The organism is Limosilactobacillus agrestis (genome assembly GCF_014145585.1).
Lineage (GTDB): Bacteria > Bacillota > Bacilli > Lactobacillales > Lactobacillaceae > Limosilactobacillus > Limosilactobacillus agrestis.
Map to the genome: position 1 here is coordinate 25,223 of NZ_JACIVF010000070.1, position 25,761 is coordinate 50,983.

The 25,761-nt window shown below is 38.7% G+C and carries 17 protein-coding genes; 13 read left to right on the top strand and 4 right to left on the bottom strand.

Annotation, left to right across the window (positions count from 1 at the left end; all coding sequences use genetic code 11):
• Positions 1 to 24 precede the first annotated feature (24 nt).
• The 4 genes from recF to dnaA all read right to left on the bottom strand — a co-directional run bounded on the left by recF (position 25) and on the right by dnaA (position 4,318).
• The gene (recF, locus tag H5R88_RS08475; protein WP_182600781.1) at positions 25 to 1,149 is read right to left on the bottom strand and encodes a DNA replication/repair protein RecF; all 1,125 of its coding nucleotides are present in this window, start codon (positions 1,147 to 1,149) and stop codon (positions 25 to 27) included.
• A gap of 8 nt (positions 1,150 to 1,157) precedes the next feature.
• Positions 1,158 to 1,379, bottom strand: coding sequence for a S4 domain-containing protein YaaA (yaaA, locus tag H5R88_RS08480; protein WP_182600782.1), 222 nt, complete (start codon positions 1,377 to 1,379; stop codon positions 1,158 to 1,160).
• A 298-nt stretch (positions 1,380 to 1,677) separates the two neighbouring features.
• Positions 1,678 to 2,820, bottom strand: coding sequence for a DNA polymerase III subunit beta (gene dnaN, locus H5R88_RS08485; RefSeq protein ID WP_182578792.1), 1,143 nt, complete (start codon positions 2,818 to 2,820; stop codon positions 1,678 to 1,680).
• A gap of 175 nt (positions 2,821 to 2,995) precedes the next feature.
• Entirely contained in the window at positions 2,996 to 4,318 is a 1,323-nt protein-coding gene (dnaA, locus tag H5R88_RS08490) for a chromosomal replication initiator protein DnaA (protein WP_182600783.1), read from the bottom strand.
• 495 nt (positions 4,319 to 4,813) lie between these two features.
• Here dnaA and rpmH point away from each other — a divergent pair, with 495 nt between their 5' ends.
• The 13 genes from rpmH to H5R88_RS08555 all read left to right on the top strand — a co-directional run.
• On the top strand, positions 4,814 to 4,948 hold the full coding sequence (gene rpmH / locus H5R88_RS08495; RefSeq protein WP_003665227.1) for a 50S ribosomal protein L34: 135 nt from the start codon (positions 4,814 to 4,816) through the stop codon (positions 4,946 to 4,948).
• Positions 4,949 to 5,086: 138 nt separating this feature from the next.
• On the top strand, positions 5,087 to 5,440 hold the full coding sequence (rnpA, locus tag H5R88_RS08500) for a ribonuclease P protein component (protein ID WP_182578790.1): 354 nt from the start codon (positions 5,087 to 5,089) through the stop codon (positions 5,438 to 5,440).
• A gap of 3 nt (positions 5,441 to 5,443) precedes the next feature.
• Complete coding sequence (yidC, locus tag H5R88_RS08505; protein ID WP_182578789.1) at positions 5,444 to 6,277, top strand: membrane protein insertase YidC; 834 nt, start codon at positions 5,444 to 5,446, stop codon at positions 6,275 to 6,277.
• 96 nt (positions 6,278 to 6,373) lie between these two features.
• Positions 6,374 to 7,141, top strand: a complete 768-nt coding sequence (jag, locus tag H5R88_RS08510; RefSeq protein WP_182600784.1) for an RNA-binding cell elongation regulator Jag/EloR — start codon at positions 6,374 to 6,376, stop codon at positions 7,139 to 7,141.
• Positions 7,142 to 7,299: 158 nt separating this feature from the next.
• Entirely contained in the window at positions 7,300 to 8,688 is a 1,389-nt protein-coding gene (gene mnmE, locus H5R88_RS08515; RefSeq protein WP_182578787.1) for a tRNA uridine-5-carboxymethylaminomethyl(34) synthesis GTPase MnmE, read from the top strand.
• 11 nt (positions 8,689 to 8,699) lie between these two features.
• Positions 8,700 to 10,643: a tRNA uridine-5-carboxymethylaminomethyl(34) synthesis enzyme MnmG gene (gene mnmG, locus H5R88_RS08520; RefSeq protein WP_182578786.1), complete on the top strand. Its 1,944-nt coding sequence runs from the start codon at positions 8,700 to 8,702 to the stop codon at positions 10,641 to 10,643.
• 198 nt (positions 10,644 to 10,841) lie between these two features.
• Entirely contained in the window at positions 10,842 to 12,761 is a 1,920-nt protein-coding gene (gene asnB, locus H5R88_RS08525) for an asparagine synthase (glutamine-hydrolyzing) (protein WP_182578785.1), read from the top strand.
• A gap of 142 nt (positions 12,762 to 12,903) precedes the next feature.
• Complete coding sequence (locus H5R88_RS08530; protein WP_182600785.1) at positions 12,904 to 14,454, top strand: UDP-N-acetylmuramoyl-L-alanyl-D-glutamate--2,6-diaminopimelate ligase; 1,551 nt, start codon at positions 12,904 to 12,906, stop codon at positions 14,452 to 14,454.
• Between the two features lie 17 nt (positions 14,455 to 14,471).
• Positions 14,472 to 15,716: a carboxylate--amine ligase gene (locus tag H5R88_RS08535; RefSeq protein WP_182578783.1), complete on the top strand. Its 1,245-nt coding sequence runs from the start codon at positions 14,472 to 14,474 to the stop codon at positions 15,714 to 15,716.
• A gap of 283 nt (positions 15,717 to 15,999) precedes the next feature.
• The gene (gene lepB, locus H5R88_RS08540; protein ID WP_182578782.1) at positions 16,000 to 16,605 is read left to right on the top strand and encodes a signal peptidase I; all 606 of its coding nucleotides are present in this window, start codon (positions 16,000 to 16,002) and stop codon (positions 16,603 to 16,605) included.
• A gap of 37 nt (positions 16,606 to 16,642) precedes the next feature.
• A complete protein-coding gene (locus H5R88_RS08545; protein WP_182600786.1) occupies positions 16,643 to 17,137 on the top strand; it encodes a GNAT family N-acetyltransferase in 495 nt (164 codons plus the stop codon).
• 215 nt (positions 17,138 to 17,352) lie between these two features.
• Positions 17,353 to 18,216 carry an aldo/keto reductase gene (locus H5R88_RS08550; protein ID WP_182578780.1) on the top strand — a complete coding sequence of 288 codons (864 nt, stop codon included), beginning with the start codon at positions 17,353 to 17,355 and terminating at the stop codon, positions 18,214 to 18,216.
• Positions 18,217 to 18,697: 481 nt separating this feature from the next.
• Positions 18,698 to 25,761 (top strand): Rib/alpha-like domain-containing protein (locus tag H5R88_RS08555; protein WP_182600787.1); only part of this gene is annotated, 7,064 nt, incomplete at its 3' end.

Sequence of the window (25,761 nt, forward strand, 5' to 3'; positions counted from 1 at the left end):
TGGTTTCTTTTTGTTGTTCGTTGCTCACTTTACTTCCTCCTTATTCAAAGTGCCGTGCTCAATTTCAAAAATCGTGGGTTCATTAATTAGCTGGCGAGCAACATCACTCAGACTAGTTGTCGTCAAAAATGTTTGAACTTTATTCTGAATGGCTGTCAATAAGTGTGTTTGGCGAATTGTATCTAATTCCGATAACACATCGTCTAACAATAATAATGGATACTCGCCGGTTTGCTCTTTCATCAAATCAATCTCTGCTAGTTTTACTGATAGTGCTGTCGTTCGCTGTTGTCCTTGTGACCCAAAAGCCTGAACATTTTTATCATTTACCAGGAAGCGAATATCATCACGATGTGGACCGTAAATTGTCGTCCCCTGCTCAATTTCACGCTGTTCGTTATCCTGATATAACTTAAAAAGGGCTTGGTACGCCTCTTCAACAGTAGTCTCATCATTAACTTTTAATTGGTTAACATATTCAAGCCGTAATGATTCCTTATTTAGCGAAATCTCTTGATGTAAATCAGCTGCCCATCCTTCAAGGTGCTTTAGAAAATGCTGACGGGCGATAGTTACTTCCGCACCAAAAGCAGCAAGCTGATCAGATAAAACGCCTAAAAGAACACGATCAGTTTGTTGCTTATATTTTAACTGTTTTAAATATTTGTTTTTTTGTCGTAAGAGTGTGCGATATTGACCTGCATTGTAGAGATATTTGCTGCTCATCTGACTAAACTCTCGATCCATAAAGTGGCGTCGTAAAGCTGGTGACCCTTTTACCAATGATAAATCCTCTGGAGCAAACAATATTGCATTTAGTTGACCCACATACTGTGATAACCGCGCTTGTTCTAAATGATTTACCTTTGCCTTTTTACCCTTACCTGAAAATTGTAATTCAAGCGGAATTTTGCCAATACTTTTCTCTACTGTGCCACTTATTAAGGCCGATTTTTCTTGCCACTTAATAAGTTCATGGTCATTACTTGTTCGATGACTCTTGGTCAGGGAAAGGACATAAATTGCCTCTAGCATATTCGTTTTACCCTGTGCATTATGACCAATTAAAACGTTCACTCCAGGGTTGAAGTGAACGGTTAGATCCTGATAGTTTCGAAAGTGATGTAAATGCAATTCCGTCAGAATCATGCTTATCCCTACTTACTTTTAATAATAAGTAATTGGTGGTCAGGAATTTGAATCTTATCTTCGGGATATAATTTGCGTCCCCGCCGATCATCTGGCTCATCATTTACTAATACAGTATTTTCTTTTAGAAACCATTTAGCCGCTCCGCCAGTAGGAATAATCCCCTCTTCTTTGAGTAACTGGCCGAGTGTAATAAATGGACTATCAATCAACACTGACTTTTCTTCCATTTTTTTCACCTACTTTTGTAATTATATTATACCACATTATTTGATCTAATTTCGCGTTATTGGCCTTTCTGAGCGCATTAGCTTATTTTAGCCTTTTTTATCAAAATTCGGTTAAATTTGCTCTATGGTTAAAAATCTGAATATAAATCCAAATTGTTAATTGAAATTATTCTCGGTCTAACTATGATTGAGTGTATTCATTTTATTTGTCATCTGTACAATAATGGCCTCCATCGCCCGGTAAAAACCGACGTTGGAGGCCATTATTGTTTATGAGACTCGACTCGTTTTCTTTAATTTAAAATGTCCGTACGGGTGTAATTAAGTGAACAAAATTCTCTTGATCTTCTGTTGGAACTAAAGTAAATGGTCGTAATGGTGAAGTAAATGAAATCTTGATTGTTGCTTGGCCAAATGACCGTAAAGCGTCTTTCATGTAGTTAGGATTAAATGAAATTTCAAGATCATTCCCGTCAAGAGCAGATGTGCCTACCTCTTCTTCAACGGTACCGATATCTGGAGAATCACCACTAATTCGTACAAGGTTTTCTGATGGCTTTAGACTTAACTTAACTACGTCGTTACGACTTTCATGAGATAGAAGCGAAGCACGTTCAATTGATGCTAAAAATGTACCAGCATCTAATTCAACGGTTGTATCCGCGGTTTGTGGAATTAATTGATTAGTTTCAGGGTAATTTCCTTCTAGCAGCCGAGAATAGAAATGAGTATTACCAAAGATAAACAACACTTGATTTTCAGTTACTTGCATTTGAACATCTTCATGAACATCACTAATCATTCCAGAAAGTTCTTCCATACTCTTTCCGGGAATGATCACATCAAAATCAATGCCGTTGTCGATATTTTCAAGGACCACTTTCCGTTGTGCAAGCCGATGACTATCAGTTGCAACTGCCGTTAAGACACCATCCTTTAATGTCATATGAACTCCGGCAAGGATTGGACGACTTTCTTGCTTTGATACAGCAATAACTGTTTGTCGGATCACTTCTTTGAGAATGTCATTAGGAAGGGTTACTGATTTATTAGTTTCGATTTCTGGTAAATGGGGAAAGTTTTCAGCATCTTGTCCGTTAATTTGGAACTTGGCTGAACCAGATGTAATATCTGCTTGAAAACCACTTGTAACCTCAATAGTTACTTTTTTATCTGGTAACTTTTTAACAATATCACTGAAGAATCGAGCTGGTAATACAATCGCACCAGTATCTTCAATTGTTAAATCATTGTCGGCATCATTAGCACTAATAACACTTTCAATAGTGATATCTGAGTTACTACCAGTTAACACAATGTTGTCTTCATTTACTACCATCTTTAATCCAGTAAGAATTGGAATAGTTGTTTTAGAAGAAATAGCACGTAAGACATTATTTAATTGACTAATGAATGCTGATCGATTAATTGTAAAATTCATATGTTTCAGTCCTTTTGTGTAAGTATATAAATATATTTAATAGTTTAAAATATAGTCGTAGTAGTAGGGCTTGTTAATACTGTGGAAAACTCTTGAATAACCTTTTGTATTGACTTATCCACCTGTTGATAACTTGTGGATAAGTTTGAGGATAATTAATGCACTTATCCACAAGCTATGATCGTAACTTAGTTTTTAACTTTGTAATATCGTTTTGTAAGTCAGTATCTTTTTTTAGTTCTGCTTCGATTTTATCAATAGCATGTAAAACTGTTGTATGGTCTTTGCCGCCGAATTCGTTTCCGATTTTTGGCAAAGAAGAATCAGTGAGTTCACGAGAAAGGTACATTGCAATTTGTCGAGGCATAACGATCTGTTTAACTCGCTTTTTACCAAGGATATCTCCCTGGGTTATATTATAAAAGTCGGCAACTTGTTTTTGAATTGCAGCAATTGATATTTCATCTTTTGCTACTCGGTGAAGCCCCTTTAATGCTTGAGACGCTAAGCTGGGAGTGATTCGCTCGCCGCTTAAATTAGCAAATGCTTGAACTTTTGTTAAGGCACCCTCTAGTTCACGGATATTTGTATCAATTTGACCAGCAATATAGTTAAGGGTGTCATTGCCAATATCGATATGATCTTCCTCAACTTTACTCCGCAAGATGGCAATTCGCGTTTCTAGATCAGGAGGAGTAATTTCAACAGTAAGTCCCCATCTAAAGCGCGATACAAGCCGGTCTTGCAGTTCAGGAATCTCATTGGGAATTCGATCAGATGTCATAACAATTTGTTTTTTACGATCGTGAAGGGCATTAAAAGTATTGAAGAATTCGAGCTGTGTGCCCTCTTTGTTGGCTAAAAATTGAATATCATCAATTAATAATAGATCAAGATTACGATATTCTTCTCTTAGTTGTTCAGTCGTATTATTACGAATAGCATTAATATAATCGTTGGTAAAATCCTCACTCGTAACATATTTGACACGCGAATTTGGATTAACTTGAAGCATATGGTTACCGATTGCTTCCATTAAGTGGGTCTTTCCTAAACCAACCCCCCCATAAATAAAGAGCGGATTGTAAAGACTACCGGGACTTTCGGCAACGGCAAATGCCGCAGCGTGTGCCATCTTGTTTCCTTCTCCAACAACGAATGTTCCAAAATTATAATGAGGATTTAGTGGAGTATCCATCTCAAAAGAAGGAGTTGGATCATCTTCTATTTTTTTATTTGTATAGGTAAATTCTCCCTCTAAAACATAATGCGGCTCAATATTACGCCCTAATTCACGTTGGGCGAACTCTTTAAGCTGCGTATTTAAATTTTTGCGCCAAAAATCGCGGTGCACCGGAGTGGGCACCTCGATCTCTAGTTGATTTTGAGAGAGAGAAATTGCTTTTGCCGGAGCAATCAAAGTGTCAAAGGTAACCGGAGTGGTATCCTGACGAAATGAATTTTGGATCGCTTCCCACAGAGAATCGAGCTCAGTCAAAATAATTTCCTCCTAAAAGTATTAAATTACAAACGGTATTTTATCATTACATGGGAAAGTTTTCCACAACCAAGTGGACAATAATAAAAAAGTTTACACAACGCTGTGTGTAAATTGAGAATAATCCTGTGAAAAATGGGGAAAAGGGAATTTTAATCTCACTTATCCACAGAATAATGTTAATATGTGATGTTGATATAATAGTGAAGTGGGGAGTTATCAACACCTAAAAGGATACCTGTGGATAACTTTATCAACAGGTGTGAATCTGGGGATAATCTCTGAAAAACACTGTTGATAACTTGTCCACAAATTGTAAATCTACACAACGCTGTGGATTATTTTGCTAATTTTGTTAATAATCAAAAAATTTAAATAAAAATTCGCCGTTTATTAATTTTGGTAAGTGTGTTATACTACCAAAGTATGTTTGAAGAGATCGTCTTTTAGACTCTAGAAACCAAACCACTCGAATTTAATAGGAGGTGCAATTGTATGAAGCGCACGTTTCAACCAAAGAAGCGTCACCGTGCACGTGTCCATGGCTTCCGTAAGCGCATGAGCACCAGTAACGGCCGTAAGGTATTAGCACGTCGGCGTCAAAAGGGCAGAAAAGTATTATCTGCATAACCACGGCCACTTTTATAGTGGCTTTTTTTATTGTGTGGGGCAGGGCAGTCAGCTTGACGAGCAATTTGAATCGTTAAAGTTGTCGTATGCCCAGCCCTATTTTTATATCTACTTAAATTAAGGCTGGGGATTATACAAATGAGAAAATCATATCGCGTAAAAAAGGAAAGTGAGTTTCAACGGGTTTTTGAAACCCATAATTCCGTGGCCAACCACAAATTTGTCGTATATCAAATGGAAAAGCCAGGACAAAAACATTTTCGTGTCGGTATTTCTGTCGGGAAAAAGATTGGAAATGCTGTTCATCGTAATTGGGTTAAGCGGCGCATTCGTCAAACATTATTAGAAGTGAAACCAAAATTACGGTCTGATGTTGATTTCTTGGTTATTGCTCGGTCGGCGGCAGATGGTTTATCAATGGCAGAAACAAAGAAAAACCTAGTGCACGTTTTAAAGCGAGCACATTTGTTAGATGAAAAAAGTGAGGATTAGGATTTGAAGAAGAAAACAAAAAAATTCCTAAGCTTGGGAGCAATCATGAGCTTAACCCTATTTTTAGCCGCTTGCTCCAATAAGCCGATTACTAGTCATAGCACTGGTATCTGGGACCACTATATTATCTATAACTGTTCACAATTTATCATTTGGTTATCAAGGCACTTTGGCGGATATGGCATGGGGATCATTATTTTTACGATCATCATCCGGATCATCTTACTGCCTTTAATGTTCTACCAAACAAGGACGATGATGAAGACACAAGAACTTGCTCCTCAATTAAAAGCAATTCAGAAAAAGTACTCATCACGTGATCGCGAGTCAATGCAAAAGATGCAAATGGAAACCCAGAAGCTCTATAAAGAAGCAGGGGTTAATCCATGGGCTTCGATGCTTCCATTACTGGTTCAATTACCAGTTATGTGGGCTCTTTATCAAGCAATCTGGCGGACATCGGCCTTACGGAATGGAACGTTCTTGTGGCTTCAGTTAGGTCATCCAGATCCGTACTATATCATGCCTGTTTTAGCGGCATTATTAACGTTTATTAGTTCATGGTTATCCATGGCTTCAATGCCTGAAAAAAATTCAATGACAACTACAATGACGTGGTTTATGCCAATCATGGTATTCTTCATGGCATTAGGTTTTTCTTCAGCTATTACCTTATACTGGGTAGTGACGAATGCTTTTCAAGTTGTCCAAACGCTTATCATTCAGAATCCATTTAAGATTCGGCGAGAACGTGAAGAAAAGCAACGGGCTGAAAAGGCAAAACGTCGTAAAATTGAAAAAGCAAAACGTCGTGCTTACCAGAGTCGACGGAAATAAGTTGTTAGGGCTGTGACACGTAAAGTTGTTGCGAGCCTTTTTATTTAGTAATAAATTTAAAGAGTGAAAAGTTAATTAAATTCACGGGGGATAAAAATGACAATCTTTACTGGAACGACAATTGAAGAGGCAAAAGAAACGGCAAGGACGCAACTGAAACCAACCGTTAATCAGACAATTGAATTTACGGTTCTTCAACAGCCGCGACACGGTTTTTTAGGAATTGGACGACGGCATGCACAAGTAGATGCAGTAATAAAAGATAAGGAAAATGCGCTGCCCTCACTGGAAGAAAAAGATGAGCAACCGGCAAAAGAGCCAGAACAAAAGCCGGCAAGCTTAAACTCAGATGAAGATGAGCTCGATCCTGCTGAAATCAAGCGGCGGCAACAGGCTAATCTGCAAAAAGTTCAAGCGACTAGTAAAGAATTGGTTGAATATCTAACAACAGTATTTAAGGAGTTAGGTATTACTGTTGAACCACGGATTATTAATTTAGAAGCTCATGACCTTAAAATTGATCTGCAAACTGAGGAAAATGGACGGGTGATCGGTAAGCACGGTCGACGGATCAATGCAATGGAACAGCTTAGCAATACATTTATGGATTATCACGGCGCAGCGAAGGTAAGTGTTGAACTTGATACTTCCAATTATCGTGAACGGCGTCAAGAAGCAGTGCATAACCTAGCGCAAAAGGCAGCGATGGAAGTAGTTGCAAGTAGAAAAGCAGTGTTTATGGACCCGATGCCAGCTCGTGAACGGAAACAAATTCATCAAGAACTTGAGGATAACGACCACGTAAAAACTTACTCCCATGGTCGAGAACCTTATCGGAGTATCGTAATTGCTCCCAACGACTAATTTATTTATTGACAATTTTTGGTAATGATTTTAGAATATGAGCGGTTATAAATTTAATATTCGTTAAAGTAGTGAAAGTGCTTTGACCATGTTAGCAATGTTTTTTTATTGCTATGCATGGACTAGCACTTTTTTTGTTAGGAAGGAGTAAAGTAGCGATGGCAAATAGCGAAAATGATACGATTGCAGCAATTTCGACGCCGGTTGGTGAAGGTGGAATTTCCATTATCCGAATCAGTGGGGATGATGCGGTGAAAGTTGCCCAACGGATCTACAAAGGAAAAGATCTCGCCAAAGTGGCAACGCATACCATTAACTACGGCCATATCATCGACCCGGATACGGACCAGGAAGTTGATGAAGTAATGGTTTCAGTAATGCGTGCTCCTCGGACATATACACGGGAAGATGTAATTGAAATCAACTGTCATGGGGGATTATTAGCAACTAACCGGATTTTGCAATTGGTACTAAGCTTTGGGGCCCGAATGGCAGAACCAGGGGAATTTACTAAACGAGCCTTCTTGAATGGCCGGCTTGACTTATCTCAATCAGAAGCAGTTATGGATTTAATTCGTGCAAAGACAGATAAATCGATGAAGGTTGCATTAAACCAGCTTGATGGTGATTTATCCCGGCTAATTCGGACCTTGCGTCAAGATATTTTAGATGTGTTAGCCCAGGTTGAAGTTAATATTGACTATCCCGAATACGATGCCGTTGAAGAAATGACGACTAAACTTTTAAAAGAAAAAGCAGTGGATATTCAACAACGAATTCAAAGTCTGCTAAAAACAGCTAAACAAGGAAAGGTTCTGCGAGATGGGTTAGCAACGGCAATTATCGGGCAGCCAAATGTTGGTAAATCGAGTTTATTAAATTCCTTACTTCATGAAGATAAAGCGATTGTTACAAATGTTGCCGGTACTACCCGGGATGTAATTGAAGAATACGTCAATGTCAACGGAGTACCATTGAAACTAATTGATACAGCGGGAATCCGTGATACGAATGACCAAGTTGAAAAAATTGGGGTAGAGCGGAGTCGTAAAGCCTTGGGAGCCGCGGACTTAGTACTTCTTTTGATTGATAGTTCAAATGAATTAACTGATGAAGATCGCCAATTACTTGAAGCAACAAAGGATAAGCAGCGGATCATTATCTTAAATAAGACGGATCTTCCACGGAAGGTTAATTTGGAGGAGTTAAAATCACTAGCTGGCAAGAGTGCTGTTATTGAAACTTCAATCGTTAACCATGAAGGAATGGACCAACTTGGTAAACAAATCAGTCACCTGTTTTTCAATGAAGGGATTGAAAGTAACCAAAATAATGTAATGGTTACCAATGCGCGGCACATTGGCTTATTACACCAAGCTAATGATGCATTAAGCGATGTCTTAAAAGGGATTAACGATGGAATGCCGGTAGATTTGGTTCAAATCGATATGACCCGGTGTTGGGAATTATTAGGTGAGATTACTGGAGATAGTTACCAAGATGAGTTACTTGACCAGTTATTTAGTCAATTCTGTTTAGGAAAGTAGGGAATAGAAGAATGAAGAGTTCAGAAGCATTGCAAACATCGGATGCAGTTCAATACGAAGCAGGATCCTACGATGTAATTGTTGTTGGTGCAGGGCATGCTGGAAGTGAGGCCGCCCTTGCTGCAGCCCGAATGGGTAATAAAACGTTATTGGTAACAATTAATCTTGAAATGGTTGCCTTTATGCCATGTAACCCTTCTGTTGGTGGTCCGGCAAAGGGAATCGTTGTCCGCGAGATTGATGCGCTTGGTGGTGAAATGGGCCACAATATTGATAAAACTTATGTCCAAATGCGGATGTTAAATACCGGTAAAGGTCCCGCTGTCCGTGCATTACGGGCTCAAGCAGACAAACATGCTTACCACCGTGCGATGAAGCAAACAATTGAAGAAGAACCTAACCTTACTCTCCGTCAAGCAACAGTTGATCAATTAATCGTTGAAGATGGTGTTTGCAAAGGGGTTGTCACTAATACAGGAGCTCGTTACCACGCTAAGACGGTTGTATTGACAGTTGGAACTGCGGCGCGCGGAAAGATTATTATTGGTGAATTGCAATATGAATCTGGTCCAAATAATTCTAAGTCGGCAGTAAAACTCTCGGAAAATCTTGAAGAACTTGGCTTTGACCTTGAACGGTTTAAGACGGGGACGCCACCACGGGTCAATGGAAAGACAATTGACTACAGTGTAACGGAAGAACAACCCGGGGATGAGGAGCCACATCACTTTAGTTTTGATACCCCTGATAGTTCTTATCTTCCAATCAGCGAGCAGCTATCTTGCTGGCTGACTTATACAAATGAAGGGACCCATGCGATTATTCGAGAAAACCTTAGTCGGGCACCAATGTTCTCGGGAGTTATTAAAGGGGTTGGCCCTCGTTATTGTCCTTCAATTGAGGATAAGATTGTCCGTTTTGCTGATAAGCCACGGCACCAAGTTTTCCTTGAACCAGAAGGCCGTGATACGGATGAATATTACCTTGATGGGATTTCAACATCAATGCCAGAAGAAATCCAGCAAAAGATTGTGCATTCAATCAAAGGATTAGAAAATGCTGAAATGATGCGGCCGGGTTACGCGATTGAATATGATGTAGTTGCGCCATACCAACTTCATCCAACACTTGAGACCAAGATTATTAAGAACCTCTATACCGCTGGTCAAACAAATGGTTCTTCAGGTTATGAAGAAGCAGCGGGCCAAGGTTTGATTGCGGGAATTAACGCTGGCTTACGGGCGCAGGATAAGGAACCATTTGTCCTTAAGCGTTCGGATGCATACATTGGCGTGATGATCGACGACTTAGTAACCAAGGGAACCAAGGAACCTTACCGTTTACTTACAAGTCGAGCAGAATACCGGCTGATTTTACGTCATGATAATGCTGATTTCCGGTTAATGGAAATGGGACATAAAGTTGGCCTTGTTAGTGATGAGCGGCTTGCTAAAATGGAGAATAAAAAGCGGCAAGTTACAGCAGAAATTAAGCGCTTGGAAGAAATTAAGCTTAAGCCAAGTGATGATAAGGTTAATGAATTCATTGAAGCCCACGGAGATAACCGCTTAAAAGATGGAATTGCAGCAGCTGACCTTTTGAAGCGACCATACTTCGATTACCAAACGTTGGCAAAATTTATTCCAGCACCAGAACAGGAACTTGATCGTCACGTGATTGAGCAGGTTGAAATTCAATTAAAGTATGCTGGTTACATCAAGAAAGAGGAAGTTAAGGTTGAACGGATGAAGCGGATGGAAGCTAAACGGATTCCAGATGATATTGATTATGGTGATATTGATGGCCTAGCAACTGAAGGTCGTCAAAAGCTAGAGAAGATTCGTCCAGAAACTTTAGCGCAGGCCTCGCGGATTAGTGGAGTTAACCCAGCGGATATAGCAATCTTGAGCGTTTATGTACGACAAGGAAAATTTTCTAAGAAGGATCATAAATAAAATTTCCCGGGAAATGAAATCTGGAGAAACAGAGTAATGACTCCGTTCTCCAGATTTTATTATGGTTTTCTTAAAGCAAGGAGATAATATACTTAAATTTGTCATTATATGATATAATTTAGGTTCGAGTTTTAATAACGAATTTTAAATAACTATTTTGTGATCCGTGAATTTAAGAGAAAGAAGAGGAAATTTATAATGTGTGGGATTGTTGCATTTGTTGATAATGAAAAACCACAAATTAAAGACCAATTAATCAAAAAAATGAAAGACCGGATTATTCACCGGGGACCTGATGCGGAGGGTCAATATGTGGATGATGATGTAGCACTTGGCTTCCGGCGTTTAAGTTTTATTGATGTGAAGTCTGGTAATCAACCAATCTTTAATGAAGATAGCTCAAAGGCTATTGAATTCAACGGTGAAATTTATAATTTTGAAGAACTACGTGAAGAATTAATCAGTAAGGGTCACACATTTAAAACCCATGCTGATACTGAAGTAATCTTGCACGGATATGAAGAATGGGGCAAGGATGTTGTTAACAAGCTGCGGGGAATGTTCGGCTTTGTTATTTGGGATTTTAAGACTAAAGAAATGTTTGGTGCCCGTGATCATTTTGGCATCAAACCGTTATATTACGCCAAGATGAACGGGACTTTCTTTGTTGGGTCTGAAATTAAGGCATTCCTTGATCACCCAAACTTTAAGAAGGAACTTAATAAAGAAGCCCTTAAACCATACATGACATTCCAATACCCAGTTACTCAGGAAACTTTCTTTAAAGGTGTTTACCGGCTTCCAGAAGGTCATTACTTCACTTATAAAGATGGTCAGTTTGAAATGACGCAATACTGGGACGAAGATTTTGAACCAGAAGACGAGACCTTTGATGAAGCTGTTAACAAGATTGACGATGTTGTTAAGAATTCTGTTAAGGCTCATACCTTTGCCGATAAAGGAATTAAGGTTGGTTCATTCCTTTCCGCCGGGGTTGATTCAAGTTTAGTAACGGCCTTGATGCGTCCAGATAATACGTTCTCAATCGGTTTTGATAGTACTTACGATGAGACTAAACAAGCACGTGAATTAGCAGCTAAGATGGGTCTAAAGAATACTGATGAAAAGTTAACTAACGAAGAAGCTTTCCATGCCTTCCCAATGATTCAGTACTACTTAGATGAACCTGATTCTAACCCATCTGTTGTTCCTTTATACTTCTTGAACAAGTTAGCAAAGGATAATGGCTACAAGGCCCTTCTTTCTGGTGAAGGTGCTGATGAATTATTCGCGGGATACATTGATTATGGATTTAATACGAAAGTTAAGTTTATCCGGTGGGTAACGGACCAATTAAAGAAGATGCCTCGTGAACGCCGGTATAAGTTTGCTAAGTGGTTAGATGGGAAACACTTCCATGGCCAAGAGCATATGTACCGTAACTTAGCGCCAGCACGCGATACTTTTATTGGTCAAGCATACATCTTTAGTCCGGAAGAAGCTGCTGACTACTTGCAACCAGAATTTGATTGCGGACCAAGTATTGCTGATATTCTTAATCCGCTTTTTGACAAGATGGAAGATAAAGATATCGATGAAGTCGCAAAGAAGCAATATGTTGATTTACATCGGTTCATGCCTGGCGATATTTGTTTAAAGGCCGATAAGATGAGTATGGCTAACTCTGTTGAAATCCGGGTACCACTTCTTGATAAAGAGGTAATGAAAGTGGCTGAAACGACACCAACCAAGTACCTCTTTAACTATAAGGATACAAAATGGGCCTTCCGGATGGCAGCTAACCGGCACTTGCCTGAAGAATGGGCTACTCGTCCTAAGATGGGCTTCCCAACCCCAGTTCGTGCTTGGCTTCGGGAAAAGAAATATTACCAAGAAGTACGTGAACTATTTGAACAAGACTTCGTAAAAGAGTTCTTTGATCAAGAAAAGCTTCTAAAACTTGCTGATGATAACTTCGAGGGTAAGGTGGATGGTCGTCGTAAGATTTGGACGATTTACACCTTCTTAACATGGTATAAGTTATACTTCATTGACAACTTTAAACCTGATGAATCAGGGATTGATCGCGCACAAAAGGCAGCGACAACAGAAGCATAGAAAAATATTAAAGGAGGCTGGCGAAGGGCTATAGGACTCTTCTAAGCCTCCTTTTTTTGTTAATTGGCAACCCTTATTTATTTTTATGCTAAAAAATGAAATAATATAGGGCAGATTAGATTGAAGGAGAGTCATTTGCAAGATGGAATTGCATATTACACCTGCTTTAGCATTATTACGCGAGCATCACTTATTGGATCATGTTAGTAATTTGACTGATTTTACCGCAACTAGCGTGTCCTATGATTCACGGAAGGTAAAATCAGGAACTTTATTCTTTTGTAAAGGGAATTTTTTGCCTAAGTACCTAGCATCGGCTAAAGAAAAAGGTGCGATTGCGTATGTGGCTGAAAAAGAATATTCAGAGGGCGAAGGATTGCCGGCGATCATCGTAAATGACGAACAAAAAGCGATGTCCTTACTGGGAGCAGCGTTTTATGGCTACCCACAAAATGATTTATTTATTATTGCGGTTACAGGAACAAAGGGTAAGACAACAACCGCCTATTTTGCTGACCATATTTTAGCTCAAAGTACGGATAATCATATTGCCCTTTTTTCAACGCTTGACCGGATCTTAGGTAATAAGCCAGCAGATAAATTTAAATCTGATTTGACTACTCCTGAATCCTTAGACCTTTTCCATGATATGCGCACTGCCGTTGATAATGGGATGACGCACTTAGTAATGGAAGTATCATCGCAAGCATACAAGAAAAATCGTATTTATGGTTTAAAATATGATGTTGGAATTTTCCTAAATATTTCGCCAGATCACATTGGGCGAAATGAACACCCAACTTTTGCTGATTATCTTCACTGTAAGGAACAATTATTAGTAAATTCTGCTAAATGCTTAATCAATGCTGAAACTGAAAAATTCACCGATGTCTATTACACGGCTAAAGCAACTACACAACCAGAAGATATTTTCTTATTTGCGCGGCGAGGGGCCAAAATTAAATTACCTGATGATGCACAAGTAGACTTTGAATACCGAAATGATTTGGAAGATCTCCATGAAAGTGAATTTGAATTGACCGCCTTAACTGAGAAAGCAAAGCAGTTGAAGTTAGATGGCCGTTATAAAACGAGTGTTCCAGGAGATTATAATGAAGGAAATGCGGTTGCTGCAATCATTGCTAGTGGATTAGCTGGGGCGAGTGCTAATGATGCTGTCGAAACATTAAATCATGTTCACATCCGTGGTCGAATGGAAATGATTAACAGTAATACACATGGAACAATTTATGTTGACTATGCCCATAATTACGCTAGCTTGAAGCGACTGTTAGCATTTTTAAAACGACAAACAAGTGCTGGCAAAGTAACAGTTGTCTTAGGAGCGACTGGCGATAAAGGTATTTCGCGTCGTCCAGGATTTGGGAAAGCTTTAACTGAGGAACAACCAGATGAAGTGATTTTGACGACTGATGATCCCGGATTTGAAGATCCGATGACTATTGCCCGGGAAATAGATTCTTATATTGATCACGATAAGGTTAAGCATATTCAATTTGAAATGGACCGGGAAACGGCGATTAAAAAGGCAATTGACGGTAGTAAAAATAATGATATTGTAGTTCTTGCAGGGAAAGGTGAAGATCCTTACCAAAAGATTAACGGGAAAGATGTCCCTTACCCAACTGATGTGAAGATTGCATATGATTATCTTAATGAACTAGAAAAATAAAGAGGAGTGGGGATTTAATGAGTGAACAACCATTTGTTCCATTGATTCTAGGTAGTGATTTCAACGCTTATGGAATGGCGCGATCAATGTATGAAAAGTATGGAATTAAGTCACAATTATATGCTCGACAACCATTGGCACCAACCCGTTATTCAAAAATTGTCGAGTTACATTATAATGAACAATTACAATCACCAGAAGTATTTACGAAGGTATTAATTGAAGCGGCTGATGAGTATGCTAAGCAAGGTAAGAAGACCGTTTTAATTAGTTGTGGGGATGACTATACTGAATTAGTTGCAAAAAATCGTAAAGAACTTTCTCAGCATATGTTCTGCCCGTATGCTGACTACGAGGAAGTAGCAACATTAACTGATAAAGAGAAGTTTTACAACGTTTGTGAAAAGTATGGTCTGCCTTATCCAAAGACGGATATTTTAAAACCCGACCTTGATTATAAGAACTATAAATCACCATTTGAATTCCCAATTGCTTTGAAGGCTGCTGATGCGGTGCAATGGCATAAGGGAAATTTTGAGGGATACGAAAAAGCTTATATTATTAAAACACCAGAACGATTGGCAGAAGTTCTTGAGATAATTTATGAGCACAGTCCATATAAGGGAGATCTTGTTTTACAAGAATTTATTCCGGGCGATGATAGTAATATGCGGACAATTAATTGTTACGTTGATAAAGATCATAAAGTAAAGATGATGTGTTTGGGTCACCCGCTACTTGAAGACTGTAATCCAGCAAATGTTGGTAATTACGTTGCGATTATGCCAGCATATGACCAACAAATTTACGATAATATCAAAAACTTCCTGGAAAAGATTGAATTTACTGGCTTCGTTAACTTTGATTTAAAGTATGACCGTCGTGATGGTCAATTTAAGGTATTTGACCTCAATCCACGCCAAGGCCGCAGTAGTTTCTTCGTTTCATTAAATGGCTATCAACTTGCTACTTTCCCAGTAGAAGATTATGTTTTTGATAACTTAAAGGATCAAGATACAATTTATGGAAACAAAGATGAAAGTAATTACAAGTTATGGCTTGGGGTTTCGAAAAAGACCTTCCTTCAGTATGCTAAAAATAATGAAATTAAAAAGCAGGCTGAAAAGCTAATTCAAGAAGGTCGCTATGGAACAACTTTCCATTATAATAAGGATATGAACTTTATGCGGTGGTTGATGGAAAAACGGATTAATCATAACTACCAAAAGAACTTTGAAAAATATTTTGTCGAAAAGAAATAAAAATTAAAGGGGTTGTGACATAAGTCAGGTTCCTTTCACAAAAGACAAATAGCACAGTGCAACAATGGCCTCCAATGCTCGGTAAAACCGAATATTGGAGGCCTTGTTGATTGCAGGGACTCCCAGCTATCTTCGCGTCGAAAAACGAAGTCATGAGTGGATTTTCTGTCTAATGCTATTAAATGTGAAAATAATATATTATTTATTATAAATAACTTTTCAGGTTTTATTACTAGTTGTATGATTAATAACAGTTAAATAAAGAAATTGAGGAATTATTATAATGAAAACATTTCGTGAAGCAATGAGTTGGATTATTCCCATTTTAATTGGGTTAATAATCGCATTAGTAATTAAGCAGTTTTTCTTTCAAATTGTCCGGGTTGATGGACCTTCCATGCAACCAAACTTACAAAATAATGAACGAGTATTTTGTTTGAAAGCTGCCAAGATCCATCATGGAAGTGTTGTTGTTTTTGATGCTAATGGCGTTGACCCCCAAGTATCAGTCAAGACTGATTATGTTAAGCGAGTAATTGGGCTTCCTGGTGATACTGTTAGCTCTAAGAATGGAAATATTTATGTTAACGGCAAAAAGATTAATCAAGACTACATTAGCAAGAGTCAACGAACAACCGGTACGGGAAACTGGACATTGCGTAGTATTTCAGTTCAGAATAGTTGGCTAAAGAATAATGGTGCCACAAAAGTTCCGAAGGGTGAATACTTTGTTCTTGGGGACCACCGGAGCGTTTCAAATGATGGCCGCTACTGGGGATTTGTTCCGAAGAGTAAAATTGATGGGGTGGTAAAGGTACCATCGTGGACTGGTACAAAGACAACCCGTGAAAATGTTAATAAAGAGTGGCAACACTTCTATGATAAGTAAGATGGGTTAGAAAAGAATTCTATAAGGAAGCCATACTATGGATTATCAAATTCGTTTAGCAACAATTGATGATTTACCAACGATTGTTGAGATTTTTAACCAAGCTGTTCCATTACAGGTTAACGATGAAAGTACACCAATTAAAGTCGCTGATCGGCGTGAATGGTTTAGACAGTTTGATCACACCCATCCAATTTGGGTAGCAGTAGTGAATGGTCAAGTAATTGCATGGTGTGCACTGGAATACTTTTACCCGCACCCCGCTTATGATCATTCGGCACAGATTGCGATTTATATTCATGAGGATTATCGAGGACAACACCTTGGTCATGACTTATTGACTTATGTTCAAAAGCAGGCAGAAGGTAATTTAGATATAAGGACAGTAATTGCTTATATTTATGTTGAAAATAATGCCAGTTATCGCTTATTTACCTCCTGTGGGTATGAAAAATGGGGAAAGCTCCCACAAATATCAAAAATCAATGGTCGGATGCGTTCCCTCTATATGATGGGTCGCCATTTTAATTAATGTAGAGGCTGAGAGAAAACAAAAGTTTTCTCTCAGCCTCTACTGTCTTCACGAACAATATAAGATAACGTGGAATTAGCTTAGTCCATCGTCTTGTCGAGAGGGTTATTTTCTAATCTCTTTTCTTTTATCAAGGCTTACCATTTTACATTTATGGAAAAAATGACGACAATGGTCTTGTAAGTAGAACTTAAAACGTGAAAGGATGGAGAACAATGATTTTAGATGAGACAATTACGCTTAATAGTGGGGTGAAAATTCCCAAATTTGCCTTAGGGACATGGATGATTGATGATGATCAGGCAGCGGAAGCAGTTCGTAATGCCGTTAAAATTGGTTACCGACATATTGATACTGCTCAAGCATATGGAAATGAGCGAGGAGTTGGTGAAGGCGTTCGCACAGCCGGTGTAGATCGAGATAAAATCTTTGTTACTTCAAAGGTTGCGGCCGAACACAAAGACTATGATGTAACTAAAAAGTCAATTGATGAAACTCTCGAAAAGATGGGTCTTGATTATATCGATATGATGATCATTCATAGTCCACAACCATGGAAAGAAGTAAATCAGTCTGACAATCGATACCTTGAAGGAAATCTTGCGGCATGGCGGGCTATGGAAGATGCTGTAAATGAGGGTAAGATTCGGACAATTGGGGTTTCTAATTTTGAAAAAGCAGACTTGGAAAACATTATCAAGAATAGTGATACCGTTCCTGCGGTTGATCAAGTGTTAGCCCACATTGGTCATACGCCATTTAATCTCCTTTCATTCACTCACGAACACGATATTGCAGTTGAAGCTTATTCACCAGTTGCTCATGGGGCAGCTTTGGATAATCCTGTAATTGAAAAGATGGCAAAGAAGTATCATGTTTCTGTTCCCCAATTGTGTATTCGCTATGATTGGCAATTAGGAATGATTGTTTTACCAAAGACAACCAATCCACAACACATGAAGGAGAATGCTGAAATCGATTTTGAAATTTCCGAAGCTGATATGGACTTATTACGGCGAGTAAAGCCATTAGACTACGGCGATTTCGATGTCTTCCCAGTTTATGGTGGTAAGATGTGATTTATATACTTAAATAAAAATCTAATTAAAGAGCAAAAAAGGCGTCAACGGTCGAATTTATTCGAGCGGTGGCGCCTGTTTTGTTTACCTGCAGTTTTATCGTAAAGTATATGATTTTTCTTTGCGGAGGACTTGATTATAATATTCGAAAAATCCTAAAAATATATTCTAGCCATCCTAATTGGGGGATTGAAAGATATGAAAAAACTTTTATAGGGATATAAATGTTTTGCTGATAATTTTTCACTTAAAAAGTAAGATAAGCAACGTTATGCTTAATGATCGAAAGACTATGCTTTACCACTAGAGTTTGTGAAAGCAACGGTTTAAACGCTTTTATTTAAATTAAGCCTTTTTTATTGGTATGAGATGTATTATAATTCTGTTGAACGAGTGATTAAGAAAACAGCTTATTTAGGTTGATCACCTATCAATTTATAAGTCCTGCTTATCACGCACAATAAAAGGAGGAGTTAACTTTATGTTATCTAAGAATAACAGACAAGAACAATTCCGCAAACAGGAGCCGAAAAAGCAACGGTTTGCGATTAAGAAGCTAACAGTGGGGGTAGCTTCTGTTTTAATTGGGTTCACTTTTATGGGCCTCAATACCCAAGCAAGTGCTGATGATACCCCAACCCAACCGGCTAACAGTAATGATGATACACAATCAAATGCAAGTACTGCTTTACAGAGTACAGCTAGTGTCACATTAAACAATAGTGCATCACAAGTAAATTCTGAATCTGCTAAGCCAACTAATGTTGCACCTGCTACACCGGTGGCCGATAGTTACCAATCAGCTGTTGCTGCTAATGTGGCAGCTAATATTAAGAGTGCGGCCCAAACTTCTGCTAGTGCAGCTAATGAAAGTAATGCTTCAGCAACTAGCTCCGCTGCTGATACTAATGCGGCAGCTAATACTAAGAGTGCAATTAAAACTCCTGTAAGTGCTTCAGGAGAAAGTGATTCTTCATTAACTAGTTCCGATGCAATCACAACCAATATTAATGAATTACTTACCAACTTATCTACTGATCTATCAGGGACAGCAGAAAACAACGCCCCAGTAACTGGTTCGGCTGCTAAAGATGAGAATGTTATTACTTCCAATGGTAACGGTGTTATAACTGGTAAGAACTCAAAGGGTACTTGGGCAGCTATGGATGCTACTACTCCAGCAGCTCCAGTAGCTTACAAGAACACTATGAATGTAGATGACTGGCAAAGTTTTGCTAATGCTTTAAACGATGCTAGTGTTGATAATATTAACATTACTAAAGATATTACTGTAACTGGTGCCGTTAGTGGTATTACTGGATCAAGTGCATTCCACTTCCCACGTTACAAAGGCTTAATGGAATTAGATGGTACTAACGTTGCTCGTAAGCTTACAATTACTGGTAATGGTCATACTGTTGATTTTGGTAAGTACTACTTAGAATTCCAAGATCAGAACCAAAAAGATGGTGGTTCATGGGATATTACTGTTGATAACACTAAGATTAAAGCCGGCGATGTAGGTAGTAATGAAGCTGGTTGGTACCCTCCATTTTACTTTGGTGAAGTAAGTGCTGATAATCAAAAGAAAGATACGATTACTTTTAAAGATATTGACGCTAACATTAGCGATCGTGGCTTAATTCGTGGTGCTAAAGGAACTGGCCATGGTAGCGAATATATTACTGTAGTACTTGAAGGTAACAACACTATTTACAATAAGGCTAATACTAATGGCTCAGCTGATAGTGGTTCAGCTATTAGTGCAGGTTATGTAAAAGTTGCAAATGGTACCACTAACTTAGAAATGACTGATACTAGTGATGCTTCTAACAACTACGGTGGGGATGCTATCCGTACTACACAAAAAGATGTAACCGAAAATGGTGCTATTACTAAGTACACTTTTGATATTGCTAAGGATGCTACTTTAAACATCAAAGGTGGTAAAGATGTTAGAGGTATCTTTGCTGTAGATGGTACTCAAGGTACTGTAAATATTGATGGTAATGTCAAGATGGACTTAGGTACTGGTCACTCAATGGCAGTCTTTGCTGGTAACTTAAATGTTGGTAAAGATGGTGTTCTTGATGTAACTACTGCTTACGATGCGACACATGACTGGGGTCAAATTCAGAAATCATTCTCTAACTTCAACGGTGAACAATATGGTGTGCTTTCAATTGGTAATGGTAACCCAGTTAACTTAACTAACCAAGATTCAAACACAATTAATGATAATGGTGTGATTAGAGTTAAAGTTACCTCAACTAATGAAGGTATGAACCCAATTATCTCAATGGGATCAGGTTCATCTGGTTTAATCAAAGGTAACTTTACCATTAATATTAACCAAGGTGCTACTTTAGATTTACAAAGTTCAAGAACTCAAACTGACCTTGGTATGATTTATGTATCAGGTTCATCAGTTGATTCACACCTTAACATCGTTAACCCTAAGTACGTCAACTTACAAAGATTAAACAATCCGCTTCCTAAGAACGGATCAGACTTAATCTACCTTGAAGGTGGAAATAACGGAATTAACATTACCAACTCTCCAATTGCAGAATGGCAAGCAGCTAATATGTCAACTGCACCAAACTTCACTTGGATGGTTCAAAGTGTTAACTCAATGAACAACTGGGGGACTAATGCTAAATACGGTCTTACTGTAGCTGGTCAAACTAGTCCTCAAAATAAAGATGGGCAAGATAAATTCTTGTACTCAAATGGTAAAGTTATCATGGCACCAAGCCAATCAGGTACTAACTCATTTGAATACAATGGTAGTCAAAAGGCAAATAAAGACAGTAACCAAGGTATTATCGTTCAAGGTTCTGGTAGCGTAAATTATTACACTCCATACTTGAACCAATTCTTAAATAATTACAACTACTGGGACTCACAACGTTTAGCAATGGGTTCACAACTTTTGACTCCTGATTCACCAGTTCCAGTTAAGGATAACGATTTATATGATCCAGAAGTTCAAACCATTAATGGTAATACTCGTGAGACCTTAAATGACCTTGATCCAAAAGATGGTATTAAGGATCTTTTAAAGGCAACCATGGATGCAGATGGTAACTGGACTAAGACTACTGTTCCAGTTGATGGGAATGTTCAAAGTGTTGCTTGGTACACTCCAGCTGATGCAACTGATTGGTCTAACAACATGAGTGGTATTGATGCACCAACTAACCCAGAAGGCAACTTGAAGACTACTGATACTTCAGCATGGGCAAAGGTTACTTACAACGATGGCTCAATTGATTTCGTAAATATCCCATTAAACATTACTGATAAGACTAATGCAGATATTTACACACCAAGTTACCAAGATACTAGTGTAAAACAAGGTGAGAGTGTAACTACTGAAGCTCCAACTTACACTACTGATGATGGTAAGGCTGCAACTGCTCCAGCAGGTACTAGTTACAAGATTGATGATAGTTTCCAAGCTCCAGCAGATGCTACTGTAACTATCGATAGTACTACTGGTAAGATTACTGTTAATGCTGGTGCAAAAACTCCAGTCGGTGAAATTGACGTACCAGTAACAGTAACTTACCCAGGTGATAATTCTACTGATAACGTAACTGCTAAGATTACTGTCACTGCAAGTGATGCTAATACTTACACACCAAGTTACCAAGATACTACTGTAAAACGTGGTTCAGATACTACTATTCCAGTAACTATTACCGGTGCTGATGGTAAGACCACTACTGTACCAGCAGGTACTCAATTTAAAGCAGGTGATTTTACTACTCCAGATGGTGCAACTATCACTGTTGACCCAACTAGTGGTGAAATTAAGGTAACTACTAAGGATAATACCCCAGTTGGTGAAGTTGATATTCCAGTTACTGTAACTTATCCAGATGGTTCAGTAGATAACACTACTGCTAAGGTAACTATTAGTAAGAATGATGCTGATAATTACAATCCAAAATACAACCCAGCAAAGGTAAACCAAGGTGGTAAAGTTGAAACTGGTGTTCCATCATATGGTGAAGGTGTAACTGCTCCAACAGGCACTACTTACAAGATTCCAGATGGCACTACTTACCCAACTGGTGTAACTGCAACTGTTGATCCAAACACTGGTAACGTAACTGTAACTACTAGTTCAAACACTCCAGAAGGACCAATCTTTGTACCAGTAACAGTAACTTACCCAGATGGTTCACAAGAAACTATTGATGCACCAATCGCTGTTGGTTCAAACACATTCATCGGTACTGATTACAGTGTTACTGTTGAAACTAACTTGAACAACCTTCACGAAACTACTGATAACAGTATGTATCCAGATGCTACTAGCATCATTAGCAAGATTACTTACTGGAACAATAATGATGTTCGCAAGGGTATTAATACTCAAGGTACAGTAGTTTACGACAGAGCTAATGGTACTGGTAACCTTACTGATGTTAGTGCAGAATGGACTACTCCAATTAACACTAATGTAGATTCAGCTACAAGTTCTGAAACTCTTCCAGGTACTGGTACTTCAACTGTTTCTGATGTAAACCCAGCAATCAAGGTAACTTACGGTGCAAACAGTGATTTAATTAAGGATACTGGTAACGGACTATTTACTCCTCAAGGTGGTAATCAAACCGTTCGTTGGTATGGTAATGCTGTAACTGTACAAGGTGCTACTCCAGTTGCTGATGCAGCTTCTAAGAAACTTGTAGTTAGTCCAGCCAATGCCGGTGATGCTTTAACTGATGCAGAAAAGGCTTTACTTGATCTTACTAACTTAAACAAGTTAACTGCTAACAAGCCAGTATCATACACTTGGGCAAATGACCTTAAGGCTGGTGATACTAAGGGTACTGTTAAGATCACATTTAGTGATAAGGCTAAAGATGGTCAAGCAACTTACTTGAACGTTGAATTGCCAGCAGGTTCACTTAATGTCGGTACTGAAGATGCAACAGGTAAACCAATTGTTACTCCACAAGGTCAAGAACCAAACCCAGAACAAGGTATTGGCAATGTACCAGACTTACCAACAGGCACCACCTACACTTGGAAAGATGGTGAACCAGATGTAAGCAAGATTGGTGAAAGCCCAGTAACAGTAACTGTTCACTACCCAGATGGCAATACCCAAGACGTACCAACTACTATCATCGTAACTGGTACTGAAAAACCAACTGATCCAACTAGTGACGATCAAAAAGACTTATTCAAGACTGTAACTAGAACTATCGATGGAACTACGCCAGATGGTAAGAAGGTTTCCGATCCACAAACAGTAGTCTTTGCACGTACTAAGACTGTCACTGAACAAGATGGTAAGGCTGTAACTACTTATGGAGACTACAAAGTATTTGAAAATGGTGCACAAACTGACAAGACTACTGGTAGCTTTGCTCAAGTAGATGTACCACAAGTAGATGGTTACACTTCACAAGTAGACGGTAAGAACGCAACAGTAATTCCTGCAGTTGATAATGTAACTCCAGATACTGAAAACGTAACTGTAAACGTAACTTACAAAGAAACTGATGCACACAAGTACACTCCAGAAGGACAAGATGTTCACACCAACATTGGTGGTACTCCAGAAGCATCACAAGGAATTGGCAATATTCCAAGCTTACCAACAGGTACAACTTACACTTGGAAAGATGGCGAACCAGATACCAAGACTCCAGGAACTAAGGACGCTGTAGTAGTTGTAAACTACCCAGATGGTTCAAGTGAAGATGTTCCAGTTAAGGTCATCGTAAGTGAAGCTACGCCAACTCCAATTGTTACTCCACAAGGTCAAGAACCAAACCCAGAACAAGGTATTGGTAATGTACCAGACCTACCAACAGGTACAACCTACACTTGGAAAGATGATAAGACTCCAGATGTAAGCAAGATTGGTGAAAGTCCAGTCACAGTAACTGTTCACTACCCAGATGGCAATACCCAAGACGTACCAACTACGATCATCGTAACTGGTACTGAAAAGCCAACTGATCCAACTAATGAAGATCAAAAAGACTTATTCAAGATCGTAACTAGAACTATTGATGGAACTACTCCAGATGGTAAGAAGGTTTCAGATCCACAAACAGTAGTCTTTGCACGTACTAAGACTGTCACTGAACAAGATGGTAAGGCTGTAACTACTTTTGGAGACTACAAAGTATTTGAAAATGGTGCACAAACTGACAAGACTACTGGTAGCTTTGCTCAAGTAGATGTACCACAAGTAGATGGCTACACTTCACAAGTAGATGGTAATGACGCAACAGTAATTCCTGCAAACAACAACGTAACTCCAAATACTGCAGATGTAACTGTAAATGTAACTTACAACATTGATTCAGAAACTCAACAATATCAATTTGTTGATAAGACTAATGGTCAAAATGTTGGTGACCCAATTTCAGTTAAGGGTGACTTTGGTAAACAAGTTCGAGTAAGTTTAACTGTTCCAGATAACTATGAATTAGCTGAAGGTCAAACTTTACCAACCGAAACTCCTGTTTTAGGTGTAACTAACCCAGTAATTAAGATTTACTTAGATCACAAGACTGAAGATGTAACTAACGATCCATCAGAAGATAAGAACGTTAACAAGACAATAACTAGAACTATTGATTATGTAGATCCAACTACTGGTGAAACTAAGCAATACAAAGTTCAATCAGTACAATTCCATAGAACCGCAACTAAGGACTTAGTAACCGGTGACGTAAATTACGGTGCATGGTCTCCAGTTGGTACTCCTAAGTTTGATGCTGTTACTGCACCAACAATTGATGGCTACACTGCATCAAATGCAGATGCTGCTCCAGCAATGGATGTAACTGCAAAAACTGAAGATTCAACAGTAACCTTTGTTTACGGTGCTGACCAACACAGTCAATTAATCAACTATGTTGATAAAGATGGTAATGTAATTAAGCATTATGACGTAACTGGTAAGACCGGTGAAACTGTAGATACTAACATTCAAAGTAATGTTCCAGAAGGTTGGGTAATTACTGACAAGACAGTTCCAGGTCAAATTACATTTGGTTCAGATAATCCAGCTCCAATCAATGTAAACATTGAACACGGAACAAAGGATGTAACTAATGATCCAAGTCAAGCAGATAAAGTAAGCAAGACAGTAACTAGAACAATTGATCTTGACATTGCAGGCAAGACTAGTGAATACACTAAGCAAAATGTAACTCTTCACAGAAGTGCTACTGAAGACTTAGTAACTGGTGAAGTAACTTACGGTGCATGGAACGTGGATGGAGCTAAGTTTGATGCAATGACTGCTCCAGAAGAAGCTGGTTACACAGTAACTAATCCAGATGCCGCACCAGAAGTAGCAATTACCGGTACAACTGAAGATTCAACCGTAACATTTAACTACACTGCAGATGGTCAAACTAGAAAGATCGTCTTTGTAGATAATGGCAACACTGTTGGAACTCAAACCTTAACTGGTAAGACTGGAACTAGCGTAACTATTGGTAACGGAAATGGAGAAACTCCATTACAAGTACCAACTGGCTATGAAGTAGTACCAGGAAC

Bases quoted from the DNA above. Each gene is read 5' to 3' on its own strand.
- recF (WP_182600781.1), bottom strand. From the start codon at position 1,149: ATGATTCTGACGGAATTGCATTTACATCACTTTCGAAACTATCAGGAT.
- yaaA (WP_182600782.1), bottom strand. From the start codon at position 1,379: ATGGAAGAAAAGTCAGTGTTGATTGATAGTCCATTTATTACACTCGGC.
- dnaN (WP_182578792.1), bottom strand. From the start codon at position 2,820: ATGAATTTTACAATTAATCGATCAGCATTCATTAGTCAATTAAATAAT.
- rpmH (WP_003665227.1), top strand. From the start codon at position 4,814: ATGAAGCGCACGTTTCAACCAAAGAAGCGTCACCGTGCACGTGTCCAT.
- rnpA (WP_182578790.1), top strand. From the start codon at position 5,087: ATGAGAAAATCATATCGCGTAAAAAAGGAAAGTGAGTTTCAACGGGTT.
- jag (WP_182600784.1), top strand. From the start codon at position 6,374: ATGACAATCTTTACTGGAACGACAATTGAAGAGGCAAAAGAAACGGCA.
- mnmE (WP_182578787.1), top strand. From the start codon at position 7,300: ATGGCAAATAGCGAAAATGATACGATTGCAGCAATTTCGACGCCGGTT.
- mnmG (WP_182578786.1), top strand. From the start codon at position 8,700: ATGAAGAGTTCAGAAGCATTGCAAACATCGGATGCAGTTCAATACGAA.
- asnB (WP_182578785.1), top strand. From the start codon at position 10,842: ATGTGTGGGATTGTTGCATTTGTTGATAATGAAAAACCACAAATTAAA.
- H5R88_RS08530 (WP_182600785.1), top strand. From the start codon at position 12,904: ATGGAATTGCATATTACACCTGCTTTAGCATTATTACGCGAGCATCAC.
- H5R88_RS08535 (WP_182578783.1), top strand. From the start codon at position 14,472: ATGAGTGAACAACCATTTGTTCCATTGATTCTAGGTAGTGATTTCAAC.
- lepB (WP_182578782.1), top strand. From the start codon at position 16,000: ATGAAAACATTTCGTGAAGCAATGAGTTGGATTATTCCCATTTTAATT.
- H5R88_RS08545 (WP_182600786.1), top strand. From the start codon at position 16,643: ATGGATTATCAAATTCGTTTAGCAACAATTGATGATTTACCAACGATT.
- H5R88_RS08550 (WP_182578780.1), top strand. From the start codon at position 17,353: ATGATTTTAGATGAGACAATTACGCTTAATAGTGGGGTGAAAATTCCC.